The sequence below is a fragment of the Pseudomonas sp. NPDC086251 genome, assembly GCF_044746405.1.
Taxonomy (GTDB): domain Bacteria; phylum Pseudomonadota; class Gammaproteobacteria; order Pseudomonadales; family Pseudomonadaceae; genus Aquipseudomonas.
Window position 1 is genome coordinate 53,322 of the sequence record NZ_JBIVBY010000030.1, and the last position, 25,081, is coordinate 78,402.

The following is a 25,081-nucleotide window of genomic DNA, read 5'->3' on the forward strand; positions in this document are numbered from 1 at the left end:
CTATGCAAACCCGAACTTTGAAAAGATTGATCGCACCGTCCCTGTTGAGCCTGGCCATGTTTGCCGGTGCAACTCAGGCCGCCGCGCCCCTGCGTCCACCCCAGGGTTATTTCGCGCCGATTGAAAAAGTCAAAACCGGCGACAAGGCCGACGGCTGCGACGCCATGCCGACGCCGTACACCGGCTCGCTGCAATTTCGCAGCAAGTACGAAGGCTCCGACAAGGCCCGTTCGACCCTGAACGAGGTCTCGGAAAAAGCTTTCCGCGACACCACCGCCGACATCACCAAGATGGAGCGCGGCACCAGCAAGCGCGTGATGCAGTTCATGCGTGACGGGCGCCCGGAACAGCTGGAATGCACCCTGAATTGGTTGACCGCCTGGGCCAAGTCCGATGCGTTGATGTCCAAGGATTTCAACCACACCGGCAAGTCCATGCGCAAATGGGCGTTGGGCAGCATGGCGTCGTCGTACATTCGCCTGAAGTTCTCCGACTCCCATCCGTTGGCGAACCATCAGCAAGAGTCGCAACTGATTGAGGCCTGGTTCAGCAAAATGGCCGATCAGGTCGTCAGCGATTGGGACAACCTGCCGCTCGACAAGACCAACAACCACTCGTACTGGGCTGCCTGGTCGGTGATGGCCACGTCGGTCGCCACCAATCGCCGCGATCTGTTCGATTGGGCCGTGAAGGAATACAAGGTCGGCGCCAATCAAATCGACGCCCAAGGCTTCCTGCCCAACGAACTCAAGCGTCAGCAACGCGCCCTCGCCTACCACAACTATGCCCTGCCGCCGCTGGCGATGATCGCCAGTTTCGCCCAGGTCAACGGTGTGGACTTGCGTCAGGAAAACAACGGCGCGCTGAAACGCCTGGGTGATCGAGTGCTGGCCGGGGTTAAAGACCCGGACGAATTCGAGAACAAGAACGGTAAAGAACAGGACATGACCGACCTGAAAATCGACTCGAAATTCGCCTGGCTCGAACCGTTCTGCACGCTCTACACCTGCTCGCCGGACGTGCTCGAGAAAAAGCACGAGATGCAGCCGTTCAAGACCTTCCGCCTCGGTGGGGATCTGACCAAGGTCTACGACCCGGCCAACGAAAAAGGCAAAGGTTCCTAGGACCAACGCAAAACCCCTGTAGGAGCGAGGCTTGCCCGCGAATCCGGTCTGACATTCACAAATGATGTCGACCGACACGCCGCCTTCGCGGGCAAGCCTCGCTCCTACAGGTCAGTGCAAGGTTTGAGTTGAGTGTTATTCCCCCGTTTTTTGGGTGGGGGGTTTGGGGGGGCTGCGGCCCTCGACTGTTGGTTAAACACGGAGAGATCGGGATGGTATTTTCGTCCAATGTGTTCCTGTTTTTGTTCTTGCCGATCTTTCTCGGCATGTACTACTTGAGCGGAATACGCTATCGCAACCTGCTGCTGCTGATCGCCAGCTATGTGTTCTATGCCTGGTGGCGCGTGGACTTCCTCGCACTGTTCGCCGCCGTCACGCTGTGGAACTACTGGATCGGCCTCAAAGTCGGTGCCGCCGGCGTCAGGACCAAACCCGCGCAGCGCTGGTTGCTCCTGGGCGTGGTCGTCGACTTGTGCATTCTCGGCTACTTCAAATACGCCAACTTCGGCGTCGACAGCATCAACGCGATGATGACGTCGGTCGGCCTGTCGCCGTTCATCCTGACTCACGTGCTGTTGCCGATCGGGATCTCGTTCTACATCTTCGAGTCCATCAGCTACATCATCGACGTCTATCGGGGTGACACGCCGGCGACTCGCAACCTTATCGACTTCGCGGCATTCGTGGCGATCTTCCCGCACTTGATCGCCGGCCCGGTGTTGCGTTTTCGCGACCTCGCCGACCAGTTCAACAACCGCACCCACACCCTCGACAAGTTCTCCGAGGGCTGCACGCGGTTCATGCAGGGCTTCATCAAGAAGGTCTTCATCGCCGACACCCTCGCGGTGGTGGCCGACCATTGTTTCGCCTTGCAGAACCCGACCACGGGCGACGCCTGGCTCGGCGCCCTGGCCTACACCGCGCAACTGTATTTCGACTTCTCCGGCTACAGCGACATGGCCATCGGCCTGGGCTTGATGATGGGTTTCCGCTTCATGGAAAACTTCAAGCAGCCTTACATCAGCCAATCGATCACCGAGTTCTGGCGTCGCTGGCACATCAGCCTGTCCACCTGGCTGCGTGACTACCTGTACATCACGCTGGGCGGTAACCGTAAAGGCACGCTGATGACCTATCGCAACCTGTTCCTGACCATGCTGCTCGGTGGTCTGTGGCACGGCGCGAACATCACCTACATCGTCTGGGGTGCGTGGCACGGCATGTGGCTGGCGATTGAAAAAGCGCTGGGCCTGAACACTTCGCCGCGCAGCATCAACCCGATCCGCTGGGCGCTGACGTTCCTGCTCGTGGTCATGGGATGGGTGATCTTCCGCGCGGAAAACCTGCACGTCGCCGGCCGTATGTACGGCGCGATGTTCAGCTTCGGCGAATGGTCGCTGTCGGAACTCAACCAGGCCAGCCTCACCGGCCTGCAAGTGGCGACCCTGGTGGTGGCTTACATGACCCTGGCGTTCTTCGGCATTCGTGATTTCTACAGCAACCTGCCGCCTGAAAAGACCAAGCCTGCCGTGAACGTCGAGGCCGATGGCCCGGCCACCGCAACGCCTGGAATGATCAAGGCCGTACCGGGCGACAACCCGGGCAGCATCCACCAGCCTGGCTACACCGTCGGCGTTGAAGCGACGGTGCAACCGGCCTACTGGACCGCTGACTGGTCGCGTTACGTGATGCGCACGCTGGTACTGGTGCTGTTCATCGCCTCGATTTTCAAACTCTCGGCGCAAAGCTTCTCGCCGTTCCTTTACTTCCAGTTCTGAGGGATCTGACCATGACCCGCTCATTACGCATCCTCTACATCGCGCTGTTCCTGCTGACCCTGCTGGTGCTGGGTGTGTGGTCCACGCGCAGTTTCTTCGGCTTCAATACGTCGGCCGAAACCACGGTGCTCAACGGCCGCTGGAGCAAAGCCGTTGAAACACATTACGACGACGAGTTCCCGATCAAGCGCCTGGGCACCAACCTTTGGGCCGCGCTGGATTTCAAACTGTTCAACGAAGGTCGTCCGGGCGTTGTGCTCGGTCGCGACCAGTGGTTGTACAGCGATGAGGAATTCAACCCGATCGTCAACGAAGAGCTGAACCTGCAAGGCAACTACGCGCTGGTCGAAGGCGTGCGCCAGACCTTGAAAGAGAAAGGCGTGAAACTGGTGATGGCGATCGTGCCGGCCAAGACTCGCCTGTACCCGGAACACCTGGGTGAGGTGAAGCCTTCGAGCATCCACGCCAACCTCTATGAGGACTTCCACGCTCGTGTGGCGGCCACCAAGATTCTCGCTCCCGACCTGTACGGCCCGATGCTGAAGGCCAAGCTGGACGGTCAGCAAGTGTTCCTGCGCACCGACACCCACTGGACCCCGGAAGGCGCGCAAATCGCCGCCGAGACCCTGGCTAAAACCATTGCCGAGAAAACCCCGCTCAGCGGCGAACCGCAAGACTTCGTCACTGAACCGGCGGAGAAGGTGACGCACAAGGGCGACCTGCGCCTGTTCCTGCCGCTGGACCCGCTGTTCGAAAACCTGATGCCGGCGCAAGAACCTTTGCAGAAGCGCAACACCGTCGCTGCCCAAGGCCAGCCGGCCGGTGACGACGCACTGTTCGCCAACACTGAAGTGCCGGTGGCCCTGATCGGCACCAGCTACAGCGCCAACCCCAACTGGAACTTCGTCGGTGCGCTGAAAGAAGCGCTGCACAGCGACGTGGTCAATTACGCCGAAGACGGCCATGGCCCGATTCTGCCGATGCTCAGCTACCTGAAAAGCGATGCCTTCAAGAACAGCCCGCCACAAGTGCTGATCTGGGAGTTTCCTGAACGTTATCTGCCTGTGAACAACGAAATCGGTGACGCCGACCCGCAGTGGGTCGCAGAGCTTAAACAAGCCGGCGCCCGCCAACAAAACGTAGCCGCAAACACTAAATCCGAGACGCCCGACCGGGCGCAAAACTGAAAGAGAGAGGTACTACCATGACTTTCACTACTACTCCTCGCCGTCTCGCCAAGACCTTCGCCCTCGTTGCAGGCATGAGCGTGTTGTCGATGTCCGCCTTCGCTGGCGATGCAGCGCTCTACGGTCCGACCGCTCCGAAGGGTTCGAGCTTTGTGCGTATCTACAACGCCGGTAACGCTGAAGTCAGCGCCACCGTCGGCAGCACTAACCTGAGCGATGTCGCGCCGCTGTCCAGCAGCGACTTCAGCTTCATGCCGGGCGGCGATTACAGCGCCAAGGTCGGCAGCCAGTCCCTGCCGGTGAAACTGGCCGGTGATCACTATTACACCCTGGTCAACAACGCCAGCGGCGCGCCGCAACTGATCGAAGAGCCGCCGTTCAAGAACAAGCAGAAATCCCTGGTTCGCGTACAGAACCTCAGCGACAAGGCCCTGACCCTGAAAACCGCCGACGGCAAGACCGAAGTGGTTCCGACCGTAGCGGCCAAGGGCCGTGGCGAGCGTGAAATCAACCCGGTGAAAGTCAGCCTGGCCCTGTACGACGGCGCCACCAAAGTCGGCGACGTGAAACCGGTTGCCCTGGAACGCGGTGAAGCCGCCGTGCTGTACGTCACCGGCACCGGCAGCAGCCTGTCGCCAGTCTGGGTAAAACGCCCGGTTTCGACGCGCTAAACGAATTTTAAGAACTGACCAGGCTCCCTGTGGGAGCCGGCCTGCCGGCGATGCAGACGACTCGGTTTTGCACAAGCACCGAGGTGATGCCATCGCTAGCAGGCTAGCTCCCACAAAGGCCTGACCATACGATTTTCAAGGAGTAACAACATGATTCCGGTGATCTTGTCAGGTGGTAGCGGCTCACGTCTTTGGCCGCTTTCGCGTAAGCAATTCCCCAAGCAATTTCTCGCCCTGACCGGCGAACACACGCTGTTCCAGCAAACCCTGGAACGCCTGGTGTTCGAAGGCATGGACACCCCGATCGTGGTCTGCAACAAAGACCACCGCTTTATCGTCAACGAGCAGCTGGCTGCCCGCAACCTCGACACCCAGCGCATCCTGATGGAACCATTCGGCCGCAACACGGCGCCAGCCGTGGCCCTGACCGCGATGATGCTGGTCAATGAAGGTCGCGACGAATTGATGCTGGTGCTGCCGGCCGACCACGTGCTGGAAGACCAGAAAGCCCTGCAACGCGCCCTGGCCCTGGCCACCGTCGCTGCGGAAAACGGCGAAATGGTCCTGTTCGGCGTACCGGCGACCAAACCGGAAACCGGCTATGGCTACATCAAGTCGACCAACGATTCGCTGCTGCCCGAAGGCGTCAGCCGCGTCTCGCACTTCGTTGAAAAACCGGACGTGAAACGCGCCACCGAATACGTTCAGTCCGGCGGTTACTTCTGGAACAGCGGCATGTTCCTGTTCCGCGCCAGCCGCTTCCTCGAAGAACTGAAAAAGCACGATCCGGACATCTACGACACGTGCGTCCTGACCCTGGAACGCAGCGCGCAGGATGCCGACACGGTCGACATCGACCCGGCCACTTTCGCCTGCTGCCCGGACAACTCCATCGACTACGCCGTGATGGAAAAAACCCAGCGCGCCTGCGTGGTGCCGCTGACAGCCGGTTGGAGCGATGTCGGCTGCTGGTCGTCGCTGTGGGAAGTGAATGAGAAAGACGCCAACGGTAACGTCACCAAAGGCGACGTGGTCATTCAGGACAGCAAAAACTGCATGATCCACGGCAACGGCAAACTGGTGTCGGTGATCGGCCTGGAAAACATCGTGGTCGTCGAGACCAAAGACGCCATGATGATCGTCCACAAGGACAAGGTCCAAGGCGTGAAACAGATGGTCAACACCCTCAACGAACAGGGCCGCAGCGAAACCCAGAACCACTGCGAAGTCTATCGTCCGTGGGGTTCCTACGACTCGGTAGACATGGGCGGCCGCTTCCAGGTCAAGCGTATCTCGGTCAAGCCGGGCGCGTGCCTGTCGCTGCAGATGCACCACCACCGCGCCGAACACTGGATCGTGGTCAGCGGCACTGCCGAAGTGACCTGCGACGAAAACGTGTTCCTGCTGACTGAAAACCAGTCGACCTACATTCCGATCGCGTCGGTCCACCGTCTGCGCAACCCGGGCAAGATTCCACTCGAGATCATCGAAGTGCAATCGGGCAGCTATCTGGGTGAAGACGATATCGAGCGGTTCGAAGATATCTACGGTCGTTCGACCCCGATTGAGCGTGGCGTGTCGGTGAAAACCATCGCGCAGTAAGCGTTCGGTAGAACAAAAAGCCCCCGTCCAGCCCGCTGCGATCCCCATCCACAGCGGGTTGGGTGGGGGCTTTTTTTGTCCGGGTTTTGGGTCGCCTTGGCTGGCCCCTTCGCGAGCAAGCCCGCTCCCACATTCGACCGCATTCTCCTGACAGGACTCGGTCGAATGTGGGAGCGGGCTTGCTCGCGAAGAGGCCATCACAGCCACCACACCCATCAAGCCCATCGCCAACCCCACCCACGCTTAGGTAGGATGACCTCCTCTGCTCCCGAGGTTTCGCGTCATGTTCATCGGCGTCTTGCTGGTCATCACCTGGCTCATCCTGTTATTGCGCTATCCCGCCAAAGCCCTGCCGGTTTCTGTCGCGGCCGCCATCGGATTGGGCATCGTCGCCACGTGGGTAATCTGGATGGACCACCGCGAGGTGAAGCAACTGCAGCGTCTTGAGTTGCGCATCAGCTACGCGCCACAACACTGCCCCGCAGACCGGCCGCTGCAGCTGACCATGAACAACGGCAACGACGTGCCGCTGACCGAACTGCGCTGGCGTGTCGCCGCGTATGCGCCCGGCGACACGGTCAACCTCGCCGACAATCAATACACCGCCCCACGCTATCGCGGTCCCGGTGAATTGCAGGCCGGTGGCAACTGGGAAGACTGCTTGCCGCTGCCGCCACTGCGCCCTGGCTACCGCCCGGAAACCCTGGAGTTTCGCGCCGAGCGTTTGCAGGGTAGTTTCTCCGACTGATCCTCCCTTCTTCCTCTTGCACAAGGACCGCGCCATGCCCGTTGCGTTGATTACCGGTTGTTCCAGCGGCATTGGCCGCGCCCTCGCCGACGCCTTCAAAGTCGCCGGTTACACCGTCTGGGCCAGCGCCCGCAAGGCTGAAGATGTGGCCGTTCTGGCGGCGGCCGGTTTCACCGCCGTGCCACTGGACGTCAACGACGGCGCCGCACTCGAACAGTTGAGCGAACGGATCAACCAGCAGCATGGCGGCCTCGATGTGCTGATCAACAACGCCGGTTACGGCGCCATGGGGCCGCTGCTCGATGGCGGCGTGCCGGCCATGCAGCGTCAGTTCGAAACCAACGTGTTTGCCATCGTCGGCGTGACGCGCGCGATGTTTCCCGTGCTGCGCCGGGCCAAAGGAATTGTGGTCAATATCGGCAGCGTATCGGGGGTGTTGGTGACCCCGTTTGCCGGTGCCTACTGCGCATCAAAAGCGGCGGTGCATGCCTTGAGCGATGCGTTGCGCATGGAACTGGCGCCGTTCGGCGTGCGGGTGATGGAGGTCCAGCCGGGCGCTATCGCCTCCAGTTTCGCCAAGAATGCCGGGCATGAGGCTGAGCAGTTAATCACTGAACAATCGCCGTGGTTCCCCTTGCGTGAAGGCATTCGCGCACGGGCCAAGGCGTCCCAGGACAACCCGACCCCGGCCCGTGAGTTTGCCGAAGGTTTGCTCAAGGCCGTGCAACAGGCCAAACCGCCGCGCCTGATTCGATTGGGCAATGGCAGCCGGGCGTTGCCATTGTTGGCAGGGCTGCTGCCTAAAGGATTGCTGGAGTCGGGGTTGATGAAGCGGTTCGGGTTGCGTGGGCAGCTCTGAGACCAAGTTATCGTTCTTCGCGGGCAAGCCTCGCTCCTACAGGATTAGCGCCATTTTGAATGTTGTGCATCACCTGTAGGAGCGAGGCTTGCCCGCGAAGGCGTCAGAACAGACTCCACCTAATTTCAGGAAGCCACATGACCGACTACACCGAATACTTCGACGAAGTGATCCAGGCCCACATCGCCATCGAACAGTGGCTGGCCGAGGAGCGGGATGCGAGCGAACTTGAACACCTGCTGAGCCGTTTTTCCCCGCAGTTTTCCATGGTCTCGCCGTTGGGCCGGGTGCTGGATTTCGACGCGTTGAATGAATTGTTCCTGCTGGCGGGTGGCAGGAAACTCGGGTTCCGCATCGAGCTCAGTGAGTTGCGTGGCATTGCGCTACACGACACGGGCGCAACCGTGAGTTACCGCGAACAACAAACCGATGCGACCGGGTTGCACTCGGACCGGCGCTCGACCGTGGTGTTTGAGAAACAGGCCGGTGGCAAGGTGATTTGGCGGCACTTGCAGGAGACTTTCTGCAACGGGTGATTTTTTCACCTGGCGGATGACTGAGGCGCGCCCTTCGCGAGCAAGCCCGCTCCCACATTTAACCGAGTCCTCTCAAGAGAATGCGATCGAATGTGGGAGCGGGCTTGCTCGCGAAGGGCGCGACTCGGTCTACAAGCTATGCACCATCACCTTGCTTGACCACCACCGTGCACGTAATCCCCGCAGCCAACAGCACACCCTCCGGCACTTCATCAATGTGAATCCGCACCGGCACCCGTTGCGCCAGCCGCACCCAGTTAAACGTCGGGTTCACATCCGCAATCAGCTCACGGCTTTCCGGGTTATCACGGTCGTAGATCCCGCGTGAAATACTCTCCACGTGCCCCTTGAGCACTTCGCCGCTCATCAACTGCATGTCCGCCTTATCGCCGACCCGCACGTGGGGCAGTTTGGTTTCTTCGAAGAAGCCGTAGACCCAGAACGAGTTCATGTCGACCACGGCCATTTTCGCTTCGCCGATGCGTGCATAATCGCCGCTATGGACGTTGAGGTTGGTCACGTAGCCGTCCACTGCCGCGCGAACTTCGGTACGTTTGAGGTTGAGTTCAGCGGCTTCCAGTTGCGCCTGGGCGTGCTGGTAATCGGCCAGGGCCGAGTCGGCGATGTTGCTGGCGTCGTCGCGGTTTTCCTTGGAAATGACCAGGTTGTCCATGTCGGCGCGGCGATGGGCGTTGACCTTGCGCATCTCCCACGTCGACTTGCGTGAGGCCACCAGCGACTGTGCCTGCTTGACCGCGATGCGGTAGTGCTCGGGGTCGATCTGCATCAGCAAATCGCCTTTCTTGACCAATTGGTTGTCACGCACCGGCACGTTCACCACTTCGCCGGTGACGTCGGCAGCGACGTTGATGATGTCGGCGCGCACCCGGCCGTCGCGGGTCCACGGCGTGTCCATGTAATGCACCCAGAGGGTTCGGCCGATCCATATCGCGAGGGCCAGCACCAACAGGGTGGCGAGCAGGCTGAAGAGCTTTTTCATCAGGGCGTTCTCAGTGATAGAGAGTCAACGGTAAACAGTCAGCGCCAGGGCGCCAAACAGACAGGTAAACAGGCTCAGGCGCAGCAACGCCGGGTGCCAGAAGAAACGGTACAAATCGAACCCGGAGAGGAACCGGTCCAGCGCCCAGGCCAGCGCCGCAGCGATGAAAAACATCAGCGTCATGGTCGGCATGTACACGCCGTGGAAGGCGATTTCACGAGGCATGTTCAAGTCCTTGGGGCTTGGCGTGAGTGGCAGTCATGTAACCGGCGAGCGGTGATTGCGGGTCGAGCAACGAGGTGCGGATGAAGTGCAGGTAGCTCTTCACCCGGCGCAACGCCGAGGTGTCGAAGTGCGGGGCGAACGGTTCATCGGTCGCTTGCACGCGGCTGATCGCATGGTCGACGGCAATCAGTCCGCGCTCCAGGTTGCTCTGGCTCGGTTGCAAAAACAGCCGCACCAGCGAGCGGCCCATCACCCGGATCGCCTGGCGCCACGGCTGCGACTCGGCATAGGCCGGGTGCACCGGCAGGATCGCCTGCTCCTTGCGCAACTCGATGATCGCGTGCCCGACTTCCAGCACCACGAACATCCAGCGCAGCAAGTCCCGCTGCACTTGCGGCTGCCCCATGGCGAGACCGTAGGCCTGGTGCAACAGGTCGCGGGTGCTGCTTTCAAAACTCGACGCCAGGCCCTTGAGTTTGCCGCTGATGGCATACACCACCTGGCCGCGCAGATCCTGCTCGAGCCGACGCCACAACCAGCGACTGTTGGGCGGCAAAATGATCGCCCCGGCCGCGGCGCACACCAGCATGCCCAGCACCATCGCGATGTAGTCGTTGATGAAGGCGTAAGGGTTGTAGACCGTGAGGTTGTCCGGCACCGAACCGGTGCTGAAGAAGATCAGCAAACCGAGGCCGACACCGGCGTACTGCGGCCGCGAAGTGAGGAACGAACCGAGCACGATCACCGGCGCGAGCATCACGCAGAGCAATGGAAAACCGTCGATCCAGGGGAAGATGAAAAACATCTCGACGAAGCCGATCAACGCCCCGAGGAACGTCCCGCAGGCCATCTGAAACGCCATGCGTTTCGGGTTCGGCGTGGCGGCGGAAAGACCTACCGTGGCGGCGGCGATCAGGGTCATGGTCGCCCCGCTCGGCCACGCCGTGGCGACCCAATAACTGCCCAGCACCACCAGAATGAACGCCGCGCGAATCCCCGAGGCGGCCGACGCCATCCAGTTGGTTTGCGGGGTGAAAGGCTCATCCCATTGCTCGCGCTCGTGGCTGTGATCGGCCAGGGACGCGTGGGTCTGTGCATAACTGTGCAGGTCGTCGACGAAGCGGTAGAGCAATTCGTAGGCCGTGTGGAAATCCAGTTGTTCGGCGTCGCTGGGGTCACTCTCTTGAAAGGTCGCTCGCAGGCTGCGAACCCGCGCCGGCAAGCCTTCTTTGTAGGTGGTCAGCGCGATCACCAAGCGTCGGGCATCGGCATCGGTCAAGGCTCGACCGGTGAAGCCGTCGAGCAATTCGGCGAGGTCCTGCAAACCCGGTTTGATCGCCGCGACCACGTGATCGGTGCCGCTGCTGCGCAAGCGTTCGAGCAGTTGGTGCAAGGCATTGAAGCGCGTGGTGATGCCCATGAACTCGCTGTTCAAGCGACTGAGCCGGCCGTTGCGCCGGCGCATGTGCGGGTCCTCGAATACGGTGACGCTGCGTAGCCCTTCCAGGCCCACCGCTTCGGCGATGAAGCGCACGTTGCTGGCTTCAAAAGCGTCGCGTTTGCTGCGACCGCGCAAGCCATCGGTGACGAACAAGGCGAACACGCCGAAGCGTTGATACAGCGCGTTACGCATCGCCGCACTGGCGGTTTGCGGCAGGATTGCGGCACTGATCAGGGTCGAACAGAGAATCCCCAGGGAGATTTCCAGCACCCGCCAGACCGCCGCCATGAATGCGCCGTCCGGGTGGGCCAAAGCGGGCAAGCCGACCATCGCCGCGGTGTACCCGGCCAGCACAAAACCGTAGGCACGGAAGTTGCGATACCGCGCGGCACCGGCCGAGCAGATGCCGACCCAGATCGCCAGCGAGCCGAGGAACAGTTCGGTGTTTTGGGCGAACAGGGCAATCAACGCGACCATCACCGCCGACCCGGCCAAGGTGCCGAGGAAGCGATAAAAACTCTTGGCCAACACATGGCCGCTTTGCGGTTGCATGACGATGAACACGGTGATCATCGCCGTGCGCGGCTGCGGCAGTTCCAGGCGCATGGCCAGCCACAGGGTCAGGAATGCGGCGAACAGCACCTTGAAAATGTACACCCAGGTCACGCCGTCGCTGCGCGCCCAGTCGTAGAAACCCCGGCGCCATTCAAGGGAATACAGCCAACGCAAAGGTGCGGGCAAGGGAGTCATGGGATCCTGCTCAGTGAAACCTGTGGGAGCCAGCCTGCTGGCGATAGCGGAGTACCCGTCGACATCGATGTTGGATGTGCCGGCCTCATCGCGAGCAGGCTCGCTCCCACAGGTATGATGTTCAACGCAAAAGGACCGGGGTTTTCGGTGCCGCGGTCTGACTGTCTTTCGGTACATCGCTGCCGGCACCGAGCCCGCCACCGAGCGCCGTTACCAACTCGGCATGCGCACTCAGTCGCGCCGCCTGAACCTGCTGCTGGACTTGCTGCTGTTTGAACAACAGCGTCTGGGCGTTGAGCACGTTGAGGTAGTCGGTGAGGCCACGCTGGTAGGCGATCATCGCGATGTCGTAGGTCTTCTGCGCGGTGGCCACCGACTCGGCGGCGAAGGTTTGCTGCTTGTCCATGGACTCGCGGCGGATCAACTGGTCGGAGATGTTTTTCAGCGCATTGACCAGCGTCTGGTTGTACTTGGCCACGGCGATGTCATACCCGGCCGAGGCTTCGCCCAGTTCCGAGCGCAAACGACCGCCGTCGAAGATCGGCAAGGAAATCGCCGGGCCCACGCTGTAGTTGAGTTTCTTGCCGGTCAGGAACTCGAGCGCCCCGCCACCGGTGGCCATGTAACCGAGGCTGCCGACCAGATCGACGTTGGGGTAGAAACCTGCGTGAGCGACATCGATGCCCCGCGCCTGGGCCGCCACTTGCCAGCGACTGGCGACCACGTCCGGACGCTGACCGAGCAATTGCGCCGGCAGCGACGACGGTAGCTTCAGCGCCGCCCCCAACGACAACGTCGGCCGTTGCAACTGCGCGCCCTCCCCCGGCCCAAAGCCTGCCAGTGCGGCCAGTTGATTGCGGCTCAGGGCGATTTCTTCGTCCAGTGCATCGATCTGGCGATGGGTTTCCGGCAGCGGCGTCTCGGCCTGGCTGACTTCGAAATGCGTGCCGATCCCGCCGTTCAGGCGTTTTTGCGCCAGGTCGAGAATCTGCTGTTGTTGCTTGAGCGTTGCCTCGACGATGTCCCGTTGCGCGTAATGCAACGACAGATCGATGTAGGCGCGAACGATGTTGTTCTGCAATTCGAGCTGGGCCAGCCGTGCTTCGGCGGCGGTCATATGCGCCATGTCCACGGCGCGCTCGGTGGCATTGCTTTCGCGGCCCCAGAGGTCGAGGGCATAGCTGAAGCCCAGCGCGGCGTTGTTGTCCCAGGTGGTGGTATTGGCCAGCTCGCCCGGCCCGTAGAACTGATCGGTCGGCCAGTTGTGGCGCTTGAGCGTGGATTCGCCATTGATCTGCAGCGACTCGGCCGACTCCGCGATACCGGCCATGGACTTGGCCTGACGCACCCGCGCGGCGGCCATGGCCATGGTCGGGCTGCCTTGCACGGCGAGGTCGATCCAGCGGTTCAATTGCGGGTCGCCATAAGCCTGCCACCATTGCGCGGTGGGCCAGTGCGCGTCTTGGGCGGCGCTGCGGATGGCTTCGTCGGTGGCCAATGAATCGGCCTCCAGTGCCTTGCCCTGTGGGGCAATACCTCCGGTACCGACGCAGCCGCTGATTGCCAGGGTTAAAGCCAAAACACTGAGCGTCTGAAGCGCTCTGCTGATGCGACGCGGCACTGCTGAAAATTCCTGAGGTGAGGGAGGCACAAGATTCTTGTAGGAGCGAGCGGGCGGCGTTCCGACTTGCCCGCGAAGGCGGTGTGTCAGCCAACATCAATGTTGAAAGTGATGGCCTCTTCGCGGGCAAGCCTCGCTCCTACAAGGATCGGCGCAATTCTAGTGGCGGGCCTTGATCGCGATAAGGTGGGATTCCTGTGAATCTTTGTTACCGTTCGCGCGATAATCCGTTGGTCGGGGTCTCAGACCCTGAAACTTCGTGTCACAATTTGCCATCGCCCTTGAGAGCACCCCATGGACACTTTGCAAAACATGCGCGCCTTCAGTTACGTGGCCGAGGCCGGCAGCTTCACCGCCGCCGCCGTGCAACTCGACACCACTACGGCAAACGTCTCGCGCGCGGTCTCCAACCTGGAAGCCCACCTGCAAACCCGCCTGCTCAACCGCACGACCCGACGCATCGCCCTGACCGAAGCCGGCAAGCGCTACCTGTTGCGTTGCGAGCAGATCCTGGCGTACGTCGAAGAAGCCGAAGCGGAAGCCAGCGACGCCCATGCGCGCCCGGCCGGGCAACTCAAAGTGCACACCATGACCGGCATCGGTCAGCACTTCGTGATCGACGCCATCGCCCGCTACCGCAAGACCCACCCCGACGTCACCTTCGACCTGACCATGGCCAACCGCGTGCCGGATTTGCTGGACGAGGGCTACGACGTGTCCATCGTGCTGGCCAGCGAACTGCCGGACTCGGGTTTCGTCTCGCAGCGCCTGGGCATCACCTACAGCATTGTTTGCGCCTCGCCGGCTTACGTGAAGGTCAATGGCTGCGCGCAGAAACCCAGCGACTTGCTCAACCATGCGTGTTTGCGGCTGGTGAGCCCGGTGATTCCGCTGGAGAAGTGGACTTTCGACGGGCCTGAGGGCCAGGAGATGGTCACCATCAACAGCTCGCCGTTTCTGGTGAACTCTGCCGATGCGATGAAGACTGCGATTACCAGTGGCATGGGGGTGGGGGTTTTGCCGGTGTATGCGGCGATCGAAGGGTTGCGTAACGGCAGTCTGGTACGGGTGATGCCCAAGTACCGCTCGCAGGAACTGAACCTGTATGCGATCTACCCGTCGCGGCAATACCTGGATGCGAAGATCAAGACCTGGGTCGAGTACTTGCGCGGGTCGCTGCCGGAGATATTGGCGGCGCACCAGGCAGAACTGACGGCTTATGAACTGAGCGGGAGCATGGGTGGGGTTCGGGTGGCGAATTGATCCTGCGGACATCCGTTTTTTACGAATGTACACCGAGCAAATGTGGGAGCGGGCTTGCTCGCGAAGGCGGCCTGGTAGCCGACCATTCTTTTTCAGGTGTACATATCCGTTTCTGCGGTAACGGCGGCTATTGGTTACGCCCTTACGGCGTGTCACTTGGAAAAGCCCCAAGTAACCAAGGGCTTTTGCCCCGCCATTCGATGCCTCGCTAAGGCTCGGCATGCCGTAACGAAGGCATTGCTCCGGGGGCCCGCCGCCATCGGCCATCCCTGGCCGGGGGCGGCTAACCCGGCATCCATGCCGGGTTGCCCCCTGCGCAACGCCTGCGTTCGGCCTCTGGGAAAGGGGCAACAGATCAAAATCAAAAGCCGAAGCAACGGCAAGATCAAAAGCGAACGCAGCGCCCGAAATCACCGTCCCCCTCACCTGTAGGAGCGAGCTTGCTCGCGATGAACCCACAGGCACCGCGTTTATCCCGTTGAAACGCGCCATCATTGACGTTCTTCGCGAGCAAGCTCGCTCCTACAGGGGAATGCGCACCATAACGAACCAGGCCGGCCTGCAGGCCGCCGTGCTTTTGATCTTGATGCACCGTCCCATCGAGAGGCCGAGTGGAGGTTCTGCGCAGTGGGCAACCCGGCAGGGATGCCGGGTTAGCCGCCCCCGGCCAGGGATGGCCGATGGCGGCGGGCCCACGGAGCAGGACCGGAGCGAGGGCATGCCGAGCCTTAGCGAGGCACCGAACGAAAGGGGCAAGAGCGCTTGGTTACTTGGCGCTTTTCCAAGTGACCCGCCGTAAGGGCGGAACCAATATCAGCCATCACCGCAGAAATGGATATGTCCCCCCTGAAAGAACCTGGTCGGCTATAAGGCCGCCAAGACCACCAAACTGACAGCGCCGTCAGTTAGCAGTCACCTTCCTGACCGTCAAACAGGTTTATAAAGGAAAATACCAACCTATCGACCTCCCAGCCCCGGCGCCCCACTCGCATGCGAATTCAGAAAAAACCCGCCCTGCTCGTCGCCCTTCTGATCGTTCTGGCAGCGCTGGGCCTGTGGTACGCCGCCAAACCCGCCACGACAAAACTCACCACCTCCACCGCCATCCCCGTGCGAGTGGTCAGCGTCACCGAAAAAGACGTGCCCCGCTACGTCAGCGGCATCGGCTCGGTCCTGTCCCTGCACAGCGTCGTAGTCCGCCCGCAGATCGACGGCATTCTCACCAAATTGCTTGTCAAAGAAGGCCAACTCGTCAACAAGGGCGACCTGCTGGCCACCATCGACGACCGCTCGATCCGCGCCAGCCTCGATCAGGCCAAGGCTCAATTGGGCGAAAGCCAGGCGCAACTGCAAGTCGCCCTGGTCAACCTCAAGCGCTACAAACTGCTGAGCGTCGACGACGGCGTCTCCAAGCAGACCTACGACCAGCAACAAGCCCTGGTCAACCAACTCAAGGCCACCGCCCAAGGCAATCAGGCCTCGATCGACGCCGCCCAGGTTCAACTGTCCTACACCCAGATTCGCTCCCCGGTGACCGGTCGCGTCGGTATTCGCACCGTCGATGAAGGCAACTTCCTGCGCATGACCGACGCCCAAGGCCTGTTCACGGTGACCCAGATCGACCCGATCGCCGTGGAGTTCTCCCTGCCGCAACACATGCTGCCGACCCTGCAAGGCCTGATCGGTGACCCGGAGCGCGCCAAAGTGAAGGCCTACATCGGCGCCGACACCGATGGCGAAACCGGCAACCTGCTGGGCGAAGGCCACCTGACCCTGATCGACAACCAGATCAACGCCAACACCGGGACCATCCGCGCCAAGGCGGAATTCAACAACCCCGGGCAAAAACTCTGGCCGGGCCTGCTGGTAACGGTAAAAATTCAGACAGCGCTGGATAAAGATGCGCTGGTCGTACCGCCCACCGTCGTACAACGCGGGCTCGACCAGCATTTCGTCTACCGGGTCAAAGGTGACAAGGTCGAAACCGTCCAGGTGCAAATGGTCTATCAAGGCAGCGGCCAGGACACCATCAAAGGCGTCAATCCGGGCGACATCCTGGTCAGCGACGGCCAGTCGCGGCTCAAACCCGGTTCGACGGTCCAGGTCCTGACTGACCCGCCACAAGTGGTGCAATCGGAGCCGAAACCATGAAGGGCCATGGCTCGGTTTCCGCGTGGTGCATCGATCATCCGGTCGCGACGATCCTGCTGACCTTCGCCCTGGTGCTCCTCGGTGTCATCGCCTTCCCGCGCCTGCCGATCGCACCGCTGCCGGAAGCCGAATTCCCGACCATTCAGGTGGCGGCCCAATTGCCCGGCGCCAGCCCGGAAACCATGGCCTCGTCCGTGGCCACGCCCCTTGAAGTGCAATTCAGCGCCATCCCCGGCGTGACCCAGATGACCTCGAGCAGCGCCCTCGGCTCGACCAACCTGACCCTGCAGTTCACCCTCGACAAAAGCATCGACACCGCCGCCCAGGAAGTCCAGGCCGCGATCAACACCGCCGCCGGCAAGCTGCCCAAGGACATGCCGACCCTGCCGACGTGGCGCAAGGTCAACCCGGCCGACAGCCCGGTGCTGATCCTCAGCGTCAACTCGACGCAAATGCCCGGCACCGAACTCAGCGACCTGGTGGAAACCCTGCTTTCGCGTCAGATCAGCCAGATCGACGGCGTAGGCCAAATCAACATCACCGGTCAGCAACGTCCGGCCATCCGCGTGCAAGCCTCGGCGGACAAACTCGCGGCCATCGGCCTGACCCTGGCGGACATTCGCCTGGCGATCCAGAACACCAGCCTCAACCTGGCCAAAGGTGCGTTGTACGGGGAGTCGAGCATTTCGACCCTGTCGACCAACGACCAGTTGTTCCACCCTGAGGAGTACAGCCAGCTCATCGTTTCCTACAAGGACGGCGCACCGGTTCATCTCAAGGATGTGGCCAAAGTCGTCAACGGTTCGGAAGATGCCTACGTGCAAGCCTGGGCCGGGGATCGGCCGGGGGTGAACCTGGTGATCTCGCGGCAACCGGGGGCCAACATCGTCGAGACCGTGGATCGCATTCAAGCGGCCCTGCCCGGCCTGGAAGCGATGCTGCCGGCCTCGGTGCAGGTCAAGGTGTTGATCGACCGCACCCAAACCATCCGCGCGTCCTTGCATGAAGTGGAAGTCACCTTGCTGATCGCCATCATGCTGGTGGTGGCGGTGATGGCGCTGTTCCTGCGCCAATGGTCGGCGACGATGATTGTGTCGGCGGTGCTCGGGGTTTCACTGACCGCCAGTTTCGCCCTGATGTACATCATGGGCTTCAGCCTGAACAACCTGACCCTGGTGGCGATCGTGGTGGCCGTGGGGTTTGTGGTCGACGATGCGATTGTGGTGGTGGAGAACATCCACCGTCACCTCGAGGCCGGTGACGGCATGCGCGAGGCCGCGATCAAAGGCGCTGGCGAGATCGGGTTCACCGTGGTCTCCATCAGTTTCTCGCTGGTGGCGGCGTTTATTCCGCTGCTGTTCATGGGCGGTGTGGTCGGGCGGCTGTTCAAGGAATTCGCCCTGACAGCGACCTCGACCATCATGATTTCGGTGGTGGTGTCGCTGACGCTGGCGCCGACCCTGGCCGCGCTGTTCATGCGTGCGCCGGTGCATCACGCCCACAGCAAACCGACGTTCGGCGAACGCTTGCTCGCCGGTTATGAAAAGCTTCTGCGCCGTGCCCTCGCCCATCAGAAGTTGATGATCGGTGTGTTCGGTTTGTCCCTGGCCCTGGCCATCGTCGGCTACATTTTCATTCCCAAAGGTTTCTTCCCGGTGCAGGACACCGGTTTCGTCCTCGGCACCACCGAAGCGGCGGCCGATATTTCCTACGGCGACATGGTGAAAAAACACTTGGCGATGGCGGAAATCGTCGCCGCCGACCCGGCCGTCCAGGCGTTTTCGCACTCGGTCGGGGTCTCGGGCAGCAACCAGACCATCGCCAACGGCCGGTTCTGGATCGCCCTGAAAAAACGCGGCGACCGCGACGTCTCGGCCAGCCAGTTCATCGACCGGATTCGCCCACAGCTGATGAAAGTCCCAGGCATCGTGCTCTACCTGCGCGCCGGCCAGGACATCAACCTCAGCTCCGGTCCGAGCCGCGCCCAGTACCAATACGTGCTCAAGAGCAACGACGGTGCGGTCCTGAGCACCTGGACCCAGCGCCTGACGGAAAAACTGCGCAGCAACCCGGCGTTCCGCGACATTTCCAACGACCTGCAATTGGGCGGCAGCATCACCCACATCAGCATCGATCGCAGCGCGGCGGCGCGTTTTGGCCTGACCGCCAGCGACGTCGACGAAGCGCTGTACGACGCCTTCGGTCAGCGCCAGATCAACGAATTCCAGACCCAGATCAACCAGTACAACGTGATTCTGGAACTGGACACCAAGCAGCGTGGCAAGGCCGAAAGCCTCAACTATTTCTACCTGCGCTCACCCCTGAGCGGAGAAATGGTGCCGCTGTCGGCGCTAGCCAAGTTCGATGCGCCAACGGTCGGCCCCTTGTCCATCGCCCATGACGGCATGTTCCCGGCCGCCAACCTCTCGTTCAACCTGGCACCCGGCGTGGCGCTGGGGGACGCGGTGATCATGCTCAACCAGGCCAAGGCTGAAATCGGCATGCCGGCAGCGATGAGCGGCAACTTCCAGGGCGCGGCCCAGGCGTTCCAGAGTTCGCTGGCCAGCCAGCCATGGCTGATTCTGGCGGCGCTGGTGGCGGTGTACATCATTCTCGGCGTGCTCTATGAGAGCTTCGTCCATCCGCTGACCATTATCTCGACCCTGCCATCGGCCGGGCTCGGCGCGGTGATCATGCTGTGGATCTGCGGCCAGGACTTTTCGATCATGGCGCTGATCGGCCTGGTGTTGCTGATCGGCATCGTCAAGAAAAACGGCATCCTGATGATCGACTTCGCCCTCGAAGCTCAGCGCAAAGGGGGATTGCCACCGGAAGAAGCGATCTACCAGGCCTGTATCACACGGTTCCGGCCGATCATCATGACCACCCTCGCCGCCCTGCTCGGCGCCCTGCCGCTAATGCTTGGCTACGGCACCGGCGCCGAATTGCGCCAGCCATTGGGCATCGCGGTGGTCGGCGGCTTGCTGGTGAGCCAGGCGCTGACGCTGTTCACCACTCCGGTCATATACTTGTGGCTTGAGCGGCTATTCCATAGGCCCAAACCAGCGCCGATGCCGGCACTGGCGACCACAGACTGAGGCGGGGTCATGCGCGTTCTGATTATCGAAGACGAAGAAAAAACCGCGGACTATTTGCACCGCGGCCTGACGGAACAGGGTTACACCGTGGACCTGGCGCGCGAGGGTGTGGAAGGCCTGCACCTGGCGCTGGAAAGCGACTACGCGGTGATCGTCCTCGACGTCATGCTGCCGGGCCTCGACGGCTTCGGCGTACTGCGCGCATTGCGTGCGCGCAAGCAAACCCCGGTGATCATGCTCACCGCCCGCGAGCGTGTGGAAGATCGCATCAAGGGCCTGCGCGACGGTGCCGACGACTACCTTGGCAAACCGTTTTCCTTCCTTGAACTGGTGGCGCGCCTGCAAGCGCTGACCCGGCGCAGCGGCGGTCATGAGCCGGTGCAGGTAAGCATCGCCGACCTGTGGATCGATTTGATCAGCCGCAAGGCTACCCGTGCCGGCACTCGTCTAGACCTCACCGCCAAAGAGTTCTCGCTGCTCAGCGTGCTGGCCCGCCGCCAAGGTGAAATCCTCTCGAAAACCGCCATCGCCGAGATGGTCTGGGACATCAATTTCGACAGTGACGCCAACGTTGTCGAAGTTGCGATCAAACGTCTGCGGGCCAAGCTCGACGGGCCGTTCGAAGAGAAATTGCTGCACACGATTCGTGGCATGGGTTATGTGCTGGAGAGCCGTGGTGTCCAGTAACTCGATCGCGCTGCGCCTCAGCGGGATGTTTACGCTGGTGGCTCTTCTGGTGTTTCTGTTGATCGGCTGGGCGCTGTACCAGCAGGTCGATAAAGGCTTGGGCCTGTTGCCCGAAGCCGAGCTGGACGCACGTTACAGCGTGCTCGAATCCACAGTCGGGCGTTACGGCACGCCCGAGCATTGGGTGAAGATCAACAACAAGCTCAAGCTACTCGGCGAAGAAGACAAGCGCATCAGCTTCTGGATCATCAGCGGCGATCCGCACTACGAATACGGCAACCTGACGCCGCAGATTCGGGCCTTTGCCGAAGGGCCGCTGGGCATGCGCGACTTGAAACTGCCGGATCAGCCTTATCCACTGAAAGTGCTGGTCAGCCAGTTCCCGGCCAAGGATCAGCGCCCACCGCTGCGCTTCATGATCGGCATCGACACCGAGACGTTTTTCGAGACCCAGCACCACTTGCTGATTGCCCTGATCAGCCTGGCGATCATCGGCGTGCTGCTGGCCTCGGCCCTTGGGTATTGGGTGGCGCGGATCGGTCTCAAACCGCTGATCAAGCTGTCTCAGGAAGCTCAGCGTCTGGCCCCGCCGTTGCGCTCCGGGCGCTTGCGCATGTCGTCACTGCCGCCGGAATTGAATCAGTTCGTCAACTCCTTCAACTCGACGTTGGAGCGGGTCGAACAGGCTTACTCGCGACTGGAATCGTTCAACGCGGATGTGGCCCATGAACTGCGCTCACCACTGACCAACCTGATCGGCCAGACCCAGGTTGCACTGACGCGCGGACGTTCGGCGGAACACTATTTTGAAGTGCTGCAATCGAACCTCGAAGAGCTTGAGCGATTGCGCTCGATCATCAACGACATGCTGTTCCTCGCCAGCGCCGACCAGGGCAGCAAGGCCACCAAACTAACCTCCACGTCGCTGGCGGATGAAGTGGCGACGACCCTGGAATACCTGGATTTCATCCTCGAAGACGCCCAGGTCCAGGTGCAGGTCAGTGGCGATGCGCAAGTGCGGATCGAGATTGCGCATCTGCGCCGGGCGTTGATCAATCTGCTGAGCAACGCGGTGCAGCACACCGAGCCCGGGCAGGTGATTGAGGTGCGGATCGAGGTCGAGGAGCATCAGGTCAGCATCGGCGTCGCGAACCCTGGCTCGCCGATTGCCAGCGAGCATCTACCGCGATTGTTCGAGCGCTTTTACCGGGTCGATGCCTCGCGCAGCAACAGTGGCAACAACCATGGATTGGGCCTGGCGATCGTCAAGGCGATTGCGTTGATGCATGGCGGGGATGTGTTTGTGCGCAGTGACCACGGCATGAATACCTTCGGCATCCACCTCCCCGTCTGACCCTCCCCTGCACCCGATCCTGTAGCAGCTGCCGAAGGCTGCGTTCGGCTGCGTAGCAGTCGCAAACCCTGCACACGCGGTTTATCTGACAGACCGCGATGCTTGATCTCACGACTGCTGCGCAGCCGAACGCAGCCTTCGGCAGCTGCTACAGGTATCGCGTGGCGACTCTTACCTTTGGCGCAATAGTCCTTTCATGAATCCGCTCTTTTTCCCTTCTCTAAAGCCCCTTATCTTTGCGCCACCAAACAGCACTTGCCAAGCAAGAAGGTTTTAAAGATGTCCAACACTATGGGTATTGCCAGCGCTTTCGTTTTGTCCTCATTGTTCCTGTCCCCGTTCGCCATCGCTGAAGAGTCGCAGACTTTCGTCGCGCAAAAGGCCGCACGCGCTGTCGCCTACGAACAGTACCAGAGCGAATTGACGGCCAAGGCGCAGGAAGCTGCGCAAACCCCGCAAGCGTCGACCCCTCAGGCCCAACAACGGGTTGAGAAAGACAGCTGATCTGTCGAATCCGCACTGTTTCCCTCGACACTTTTCATTGGCTCTTCCCTTTGAAAAGTTGTCTTCAAAGCCGCTGCTATCAGCGGCTTTTTTTCGTTGTGCAGACAACACCGCGCAGTTCGTCTCCCTTGCCAGGCAATATAAAACGTCGATTCAACAACGGACGTTATTGAGCGAAAGGCGCAGTAGCGCACGTGTATTTTTCTTTGAAACTCGACCCGCTGTTCATTGCAATTGCTGCAATGATGTTCTCGAGCGCCTATTCCACCAACGTTTTCTGATCCCCCTAACAAAATAAAAGGTCAGCATGTTTAGCTGGCCTTTTTTTTGCTCGGGATTTATACATTCGCCGCGTGACACCAGCGCCTCAACGACTGATCTCTGCGATGGGCGGTCCCATTACGGCTGTTACGTTTATGGAACTACGCTTACACAGTCCCTTGAGCAGATATCAGACCCATGATCGCAAGTCGCATCCCACACCTTTCCAAGACCGGGCGCCCTGAACTCATGGTGATCCTCGGTAGCTGCCTGACTGTCTTTGCGATTCTCGGCATCGTTGCCTATCTGTTGATCCGCGAACACGGCAACGCCCAGGAGGCCGCCACTCGCAGTGCGACCACCATCGCCGAGCTGATCGACGCCGACGTATTGCGCACCGTCGAACTCTACGACCTGACCCTGCAAGGGCTGATTGCCGCGGCGCAACGGGACGATTTGAAACAGGTGTCGCCGCAAATCCGTCACTTGGTACTTTTTGACCGGTCCACCACGGCGCGCTTCAAGGGCGACGTTCTGTTGCTGGACAAAAACGGCGACGTCATCGCTGACTCGTCACTGATCCAACCCAAGCCCGGCAACTTCGCTGATCGCGACTACTTCATCGCCCATGCGGCCAACCCTGACACTGACATGTTCATCAGCCGGCCGTTCAAACCCCGCTGCAACTGCGAAGACCGCGACAAATGGCGGATCAGTTTCAGCCGGCGCATCTCTTCTTCCACCGGTGAGTTTCTCGGGGTGGCCGTGGCGTCGATGCGCCTGGGTTACTTCGACCAGTTGTTCAACAGCCTGGACATCGGCACCGGCAGCACGCTGAACATCATCAACGACGACGGCGTGCTGCTGGCGCAAAAGCCGCACCTGCAAAACGATTCGATCGGCAAAAGCTTCGCCAGTCGGCCCAATGTCATGCGCATCCTGCGTGAGGGCAATGGCAGCTTCGACAGCGTGTCGAGCATCGACCATCACCAGCGCCTGTATACCTTTTCCAAAGTCGGCAACCTGCCGCTAACGGTGATCGTCGCCCTCTCCGGCAACGAAGTGTTCGCGGCCTGGAAGCGCACAGCGATAGTGATCAGCGGCGCCACCGGAGTGTTGTGCATCGGCTTGCTGTGGCTGACCTGGTTGCTCTGCCGGGAGCTGCGCCTGCGCCACAGCGCCGAGAAAGAACTGGCGCTGCTGGCGGCCACCGATGCATTGACCGGCGTCGCCAACCGCCGAACCCTGGATCAGACCCTGCGCCATGAATGGTTTCGCGCCCAACGTTCGGGCAAGCCACTGTCGTTGTTGATGATCGACGCCGACCACTTCAAGGCGTTCAACGATCGCCACGGCCATCAGAGCGGCGACGATGCCTTACGTGCGGTGGCCAAGGTGATCTGCGCCAATGTGCGACGCCCCACCGACCTGGTCGCCCGTTACGGCGGCGAGGAGTTTTCCGTGATCCTGGCGGAAACCGACCGTGCGGGCGCTCTGCAGATAGCCCAAAGCATCCGGGCGGCGGTGGAGCAGTTACCGTCGATGGCGGGAGATGGAACGCCGATTACGGTCAGTATCGGTATCGCCACCTGGACGGCGGCGAGCGAGAGCAGTCTGGAGAGTTTGCTGTTTGCGGCGGATAAGGCGCTGTATCAGGCGAAGGAAAGTGGGCGGAATCGGGTGGTGGCTGCCGAGTAAAGATAGGTGGTGGGGCGGATGGCGCCTTCGCGGGCAAGCCTCGCTCCTACAGGGGTAATCGATCTCCTGTAGGAGCGAGGCTTGCCCGCGAAGGCGCCCGCCCGGCCAACACAAAAATCAGGCATAAAAAAAGGCCACCCGAAGGTAGCCTTTAAAAAACTAGAGAGGTTTTTTACTTACACGGCCGCCACTGGACGCATGTAAGAGATCGGTGCAGTGCTGGCGTCTTCGAAAGTCACGACTTCCCAAGCATCTGTCTGCGCAATCAACTTGCGCAGCAGCTGGTTGTTCAATGCGTGGCCGGACTTGAAGCCCTTGAACTCACCAATCAGGCTATTGCCCAGCAGGTAGAGGTCACCAATTGCATCGAGGATCTTGTGCTTCACGAATTCGTCTTCATAGCGAAGGCCGTCTTCGTTCAGTACACCATCCGCGTCGACCACAATAGCGTTTTCAACGCTGCCGATGCACAAGGCCGACAATACCAATGCATACTGCTGGAGGCGTAGCGTGGTCGCATAAG

20 protein-coding genes are annotated in these 25,081 nt (G+C 60.9%); 15 read left to right on the forward strand and 5 right to left on the reverse strand.

Translation table 11 applies throughout. The annotated features are described in order from the left end of the window. The first annotated feature begins 2 nt into the window (after positions 1 to 2). The 8 genes from ACIPL2_RS27515 (at position 3) to ACIPL2_RS27550 (ending at position 8,505) form a co-directional block, all read left to right on the forward strand. A complete protein-coding gene (locus tag ACIPL2_RS27515) occupies positions 3 to 1,124 on the forward strand; it encodes a mannuronate-specific alginate lyase (RefSeq protein WP_401361752.1) in 1,122 nt (373 codons plus the stop codon). Between the two features lie 212 nt (positions 1,125 to 1,336). Continuing rightward, positions 1,337 to 2,902: an MBOAT family O-acyltransferase gene (locus tag ACIPL2_RS27520; protein WP_401361755.1), complete on the forward strand. Its 1,566-nt coding sequence runs from the start codon at positions 1,337 to 1,339 to the stop codon at positions 2,900 to 2,902. An 11-nt stretch (positions 2,903 to 2,913) separates the two neighbouring features. Then, positions 2,914 to 4,089, forward strand: coding sequence for an alginate O-acetyltransferase (locus ACIPL2_RS27525; protein ID WP_401361758.1), 1,176 nt, complete (start codon positions 2,914 to 2,916; stop codon positions 4,087 to 4,089). A 17-nt stretch (positions 4,090 to 4,106) separates the two neighbouring features. Beyond that, on the forward strand, positions 4,107 to 4,760 hold the full coding sequence (locus ACIPL2_RS27530; protein ID WP_401361760.1) for an alginate O-acetyltransferase AlgF: 654 nt from the start codon (positions 4,107 to 4,109) through the stop codon (positions 4,758 to 4,760). A gap of 150 nt (positions 4,761 to 4,910) precedes the next feature. Then, entirely contained in the window at positions 4,911 to 6,362 is a 1,452-nt protein-coding gene (locus tag ACIPL2_RS27535) for a mannose-1-phosphate guanylyltransferase/mannose-6-phosphate isomerase (protein ID WP_401361763.1), read from the forward strand. A gap of 283 nt (positions 6,363 to 6,645) precedes the next feature. Beyond that, complete coding sequence (locus ACIPL2_RS27540) at positions 6,646 to 7,110, forward strand: multidrug transporter (RefSeq protein WP_401361766.1); 465 nt, start codon at positions 6,646 to 6,648, stop codon at positions 7,108 to 7,110. Between the two features lie 34 nt (positions 7,111 to 7,144). Then, positions 7,145 to 7,969 carry an SDR family oxidoreductase gene (locus ACIPL2_RS27545; RefSeq protein WP_401361769.1) on the forward strand — a complete coding sequence of 275 codons (825 nt, stop codon included), beginning with the start codon at positions 7,145 to 7,147 and terminating at the stop codon, positions 7,967 to 7,969. Between the two features lie 137 nt (positions 7,970 to 8,106). Then, complete coding sequence (locus ACIPL2_RS27550; protein WP_401361772.1) at positions 8,107 to 8,505, forward strand: DUF4440 domain-containing protein; 399 nt, start codon at positions 8,107 to 8,109, stop codon at positions 8,503 to 8,505. A gap of 136 nt (positions 8,506 to 8,641) precedes the next feature. Here the strand turns inward: ACIPL2_RS27550 and ACIPL2_RS27555 are convergent, their stop codons facing one another. The 4 genes from ACIPL2_RS27555 to ACIPL2_RS27570 all read right to left on the reverse strand — a co-directional run bounded on the left by ACIPL2_RS27555 (position 8,642) and on the right by ACIPL2_RS27570 (position 13,542). Beyond that, a complete protein-coding gene (locus tag ACIPL2_RS27555) occupies positions 8,642 to 9,505 on the reverse strand; it encodes an efflux RND transporter periplasmic adaptor subunit (RefSeq protein ID WP_401361775.1) in 864 nt (287 codons plus the stop codon). 24 nt (positions 9,506 to 9,529) lie between these two features. Next, a complete protein-coding gene (locus tag ACIPL2_RS27560; RefSeq protein WP_007896379.1) occupies positions 9,530 to 9,730 on the reverse strand; it encodes a DUF1656 domain-containing protein in 201 nt (66 codons plus the stop codon). Continuing rightward, a complete protein-coding gene (locus ACIPL2_RS27565; RefSeq protein ID WP_401361778.1) occupies positions 9,720 to 11,921 on the reverse strand; it encodes an FUSC family protein in 2,202 nt (733 codons plus the stop codon). The genes ACIPL2_RS27560 and ACIPL2_RS27565 overlap by 11 nt, the downstream gene beginning before the upstream one ends. Before the next feature lie 121 nt (positions 11,922 to 12,042). Next, a complete protein-coding gene (locus ACIPL2_RS27570; protein WP_401361781.1) occupies positions 12,043 to 13,542 on the reverse strand; it encodes an efflux transporter outer membrane subunit in 1,500 nt (499 codons plus the stop codon). 294 nt (positions 13,543 to 13,836) lie between these two features. Between ACIPL2_RS27570 and ACIPL2_RS27575 the strand changes: the two genes are divergently transcribed. From ACIPL2_RS27575 to ACIPL2_RS27605, 7 genes are all read left to right on the forward strand, one after another. Next, positions 13,837 to 14,805: a LysR family transcriptional regulator gene (locus tag ACIPL2_RS27575; protein WP_059406223.1), complete on the forward strand. Its 969-nt coding sequence runs from the start codon at positions 13,837 to 13,839 to the stop codon at positions 14,803 to 14,805. Positions 14,806 to 15,795: 990 nt separating this feature from the next. Further along, positions 15,796 to 16,956 (forward strand): efflux RND transporter periplasmic adaptor subunit, encoded by a 1,161-nt coding sequence (locus tag ACIPL2_RS27580; RefSeq protein ID WP_401361785.1) that lies wholly within the window; start codon positions 15,796 to 15,798, stop codon positions 16,954 to 16,956. Further along, the gene (locus ACIPL2_RS27585) at positions 16,953 to 20,054 is read left to right on the forward strand and encodes a multidrug efflux RND transporter permease subunit (RefSeq protein ID WP_401361788.1); all 3,102 of its coding nucleotides are present in this window, start codon (positions 16,953 to 16,955) and stop codon (positions 20,052 to 20,054) included. The genes ACIPL2_RS27580 and ACIPL2_RS27585 overlap by 4 nt, the downstream gene beginning before the upstream one ends. A 9-nt stretch (positions 20,055 to 20,063) precedes the next feature. Next, complete coding sequence (locus ACIPL2_RS27590; protein WP_401361791.1) at positions 20,064 to 20,741, forward strand: heavy metal response regulator transcription factor; 678 nt, start codon at positions 20,064 to 20,066, stop codon at positions 20,739 to 20,741. Beyond that, positions 20,731 to 22,095, forward strand: a complete 1,365-nt coding sequence (locus ACIPL2_RS27595) for a heavy metal sensor histidine kinase (protein WP_401361794.1) — start codon at positions 20,731 to 20,733, stop codon at positions 22,093 to 22,095. The genes ACIPL2_RS27590 and ACIPL2_RS27595 overlap by 11 nt, the downstream gene beginning before the upstream one ends. 279 nt (positions 22,096 to 22,374) lie before the next feature. Further along, positions 22,375 to 22,599 carry a hypothetical protein gene (locus ACIPL2_RS27600; RefSeq protein ID WP_401361797.1) on the forward strand — a complete coding sequence of 75 codons (225 nt, stop codon included), beginning with the start codon at positions 22,375 to 22,377 and terminating at the stop codon, positions 22,597 to 22,599. A gap of 459 nt (positions 22,600 to 23,058) precedes the next feature. Next, positions 23,059 to 24,558 (forward strand): sensor domain-containing diguanylate cyclase, encoded by a 1,500-nt coding sequence (locus ACIPL2_RS27605; RefSeq protein WP_401361800.1) that lies wholly within the window; start codon positions 23,059 to 23,061, stop codon positions 24,556 to 24,558. A gap of 176 nt (positions 24,559 to 24,734) precedes the next feature. Here the strand turns inward: ACIPL2_RS27605 and ACIPL2_RS27610 are convergent. Then, a partial coding sequence (locus tag ACIPL2_RS27610; RefSeq protein WP_401361802.1) for a UDP-3-O-acyl-N-acetylglucosamine deacetylase occupies positions 24,735 to 25,081 on the reverse strand: 347 nt, incomplete at its 5' end.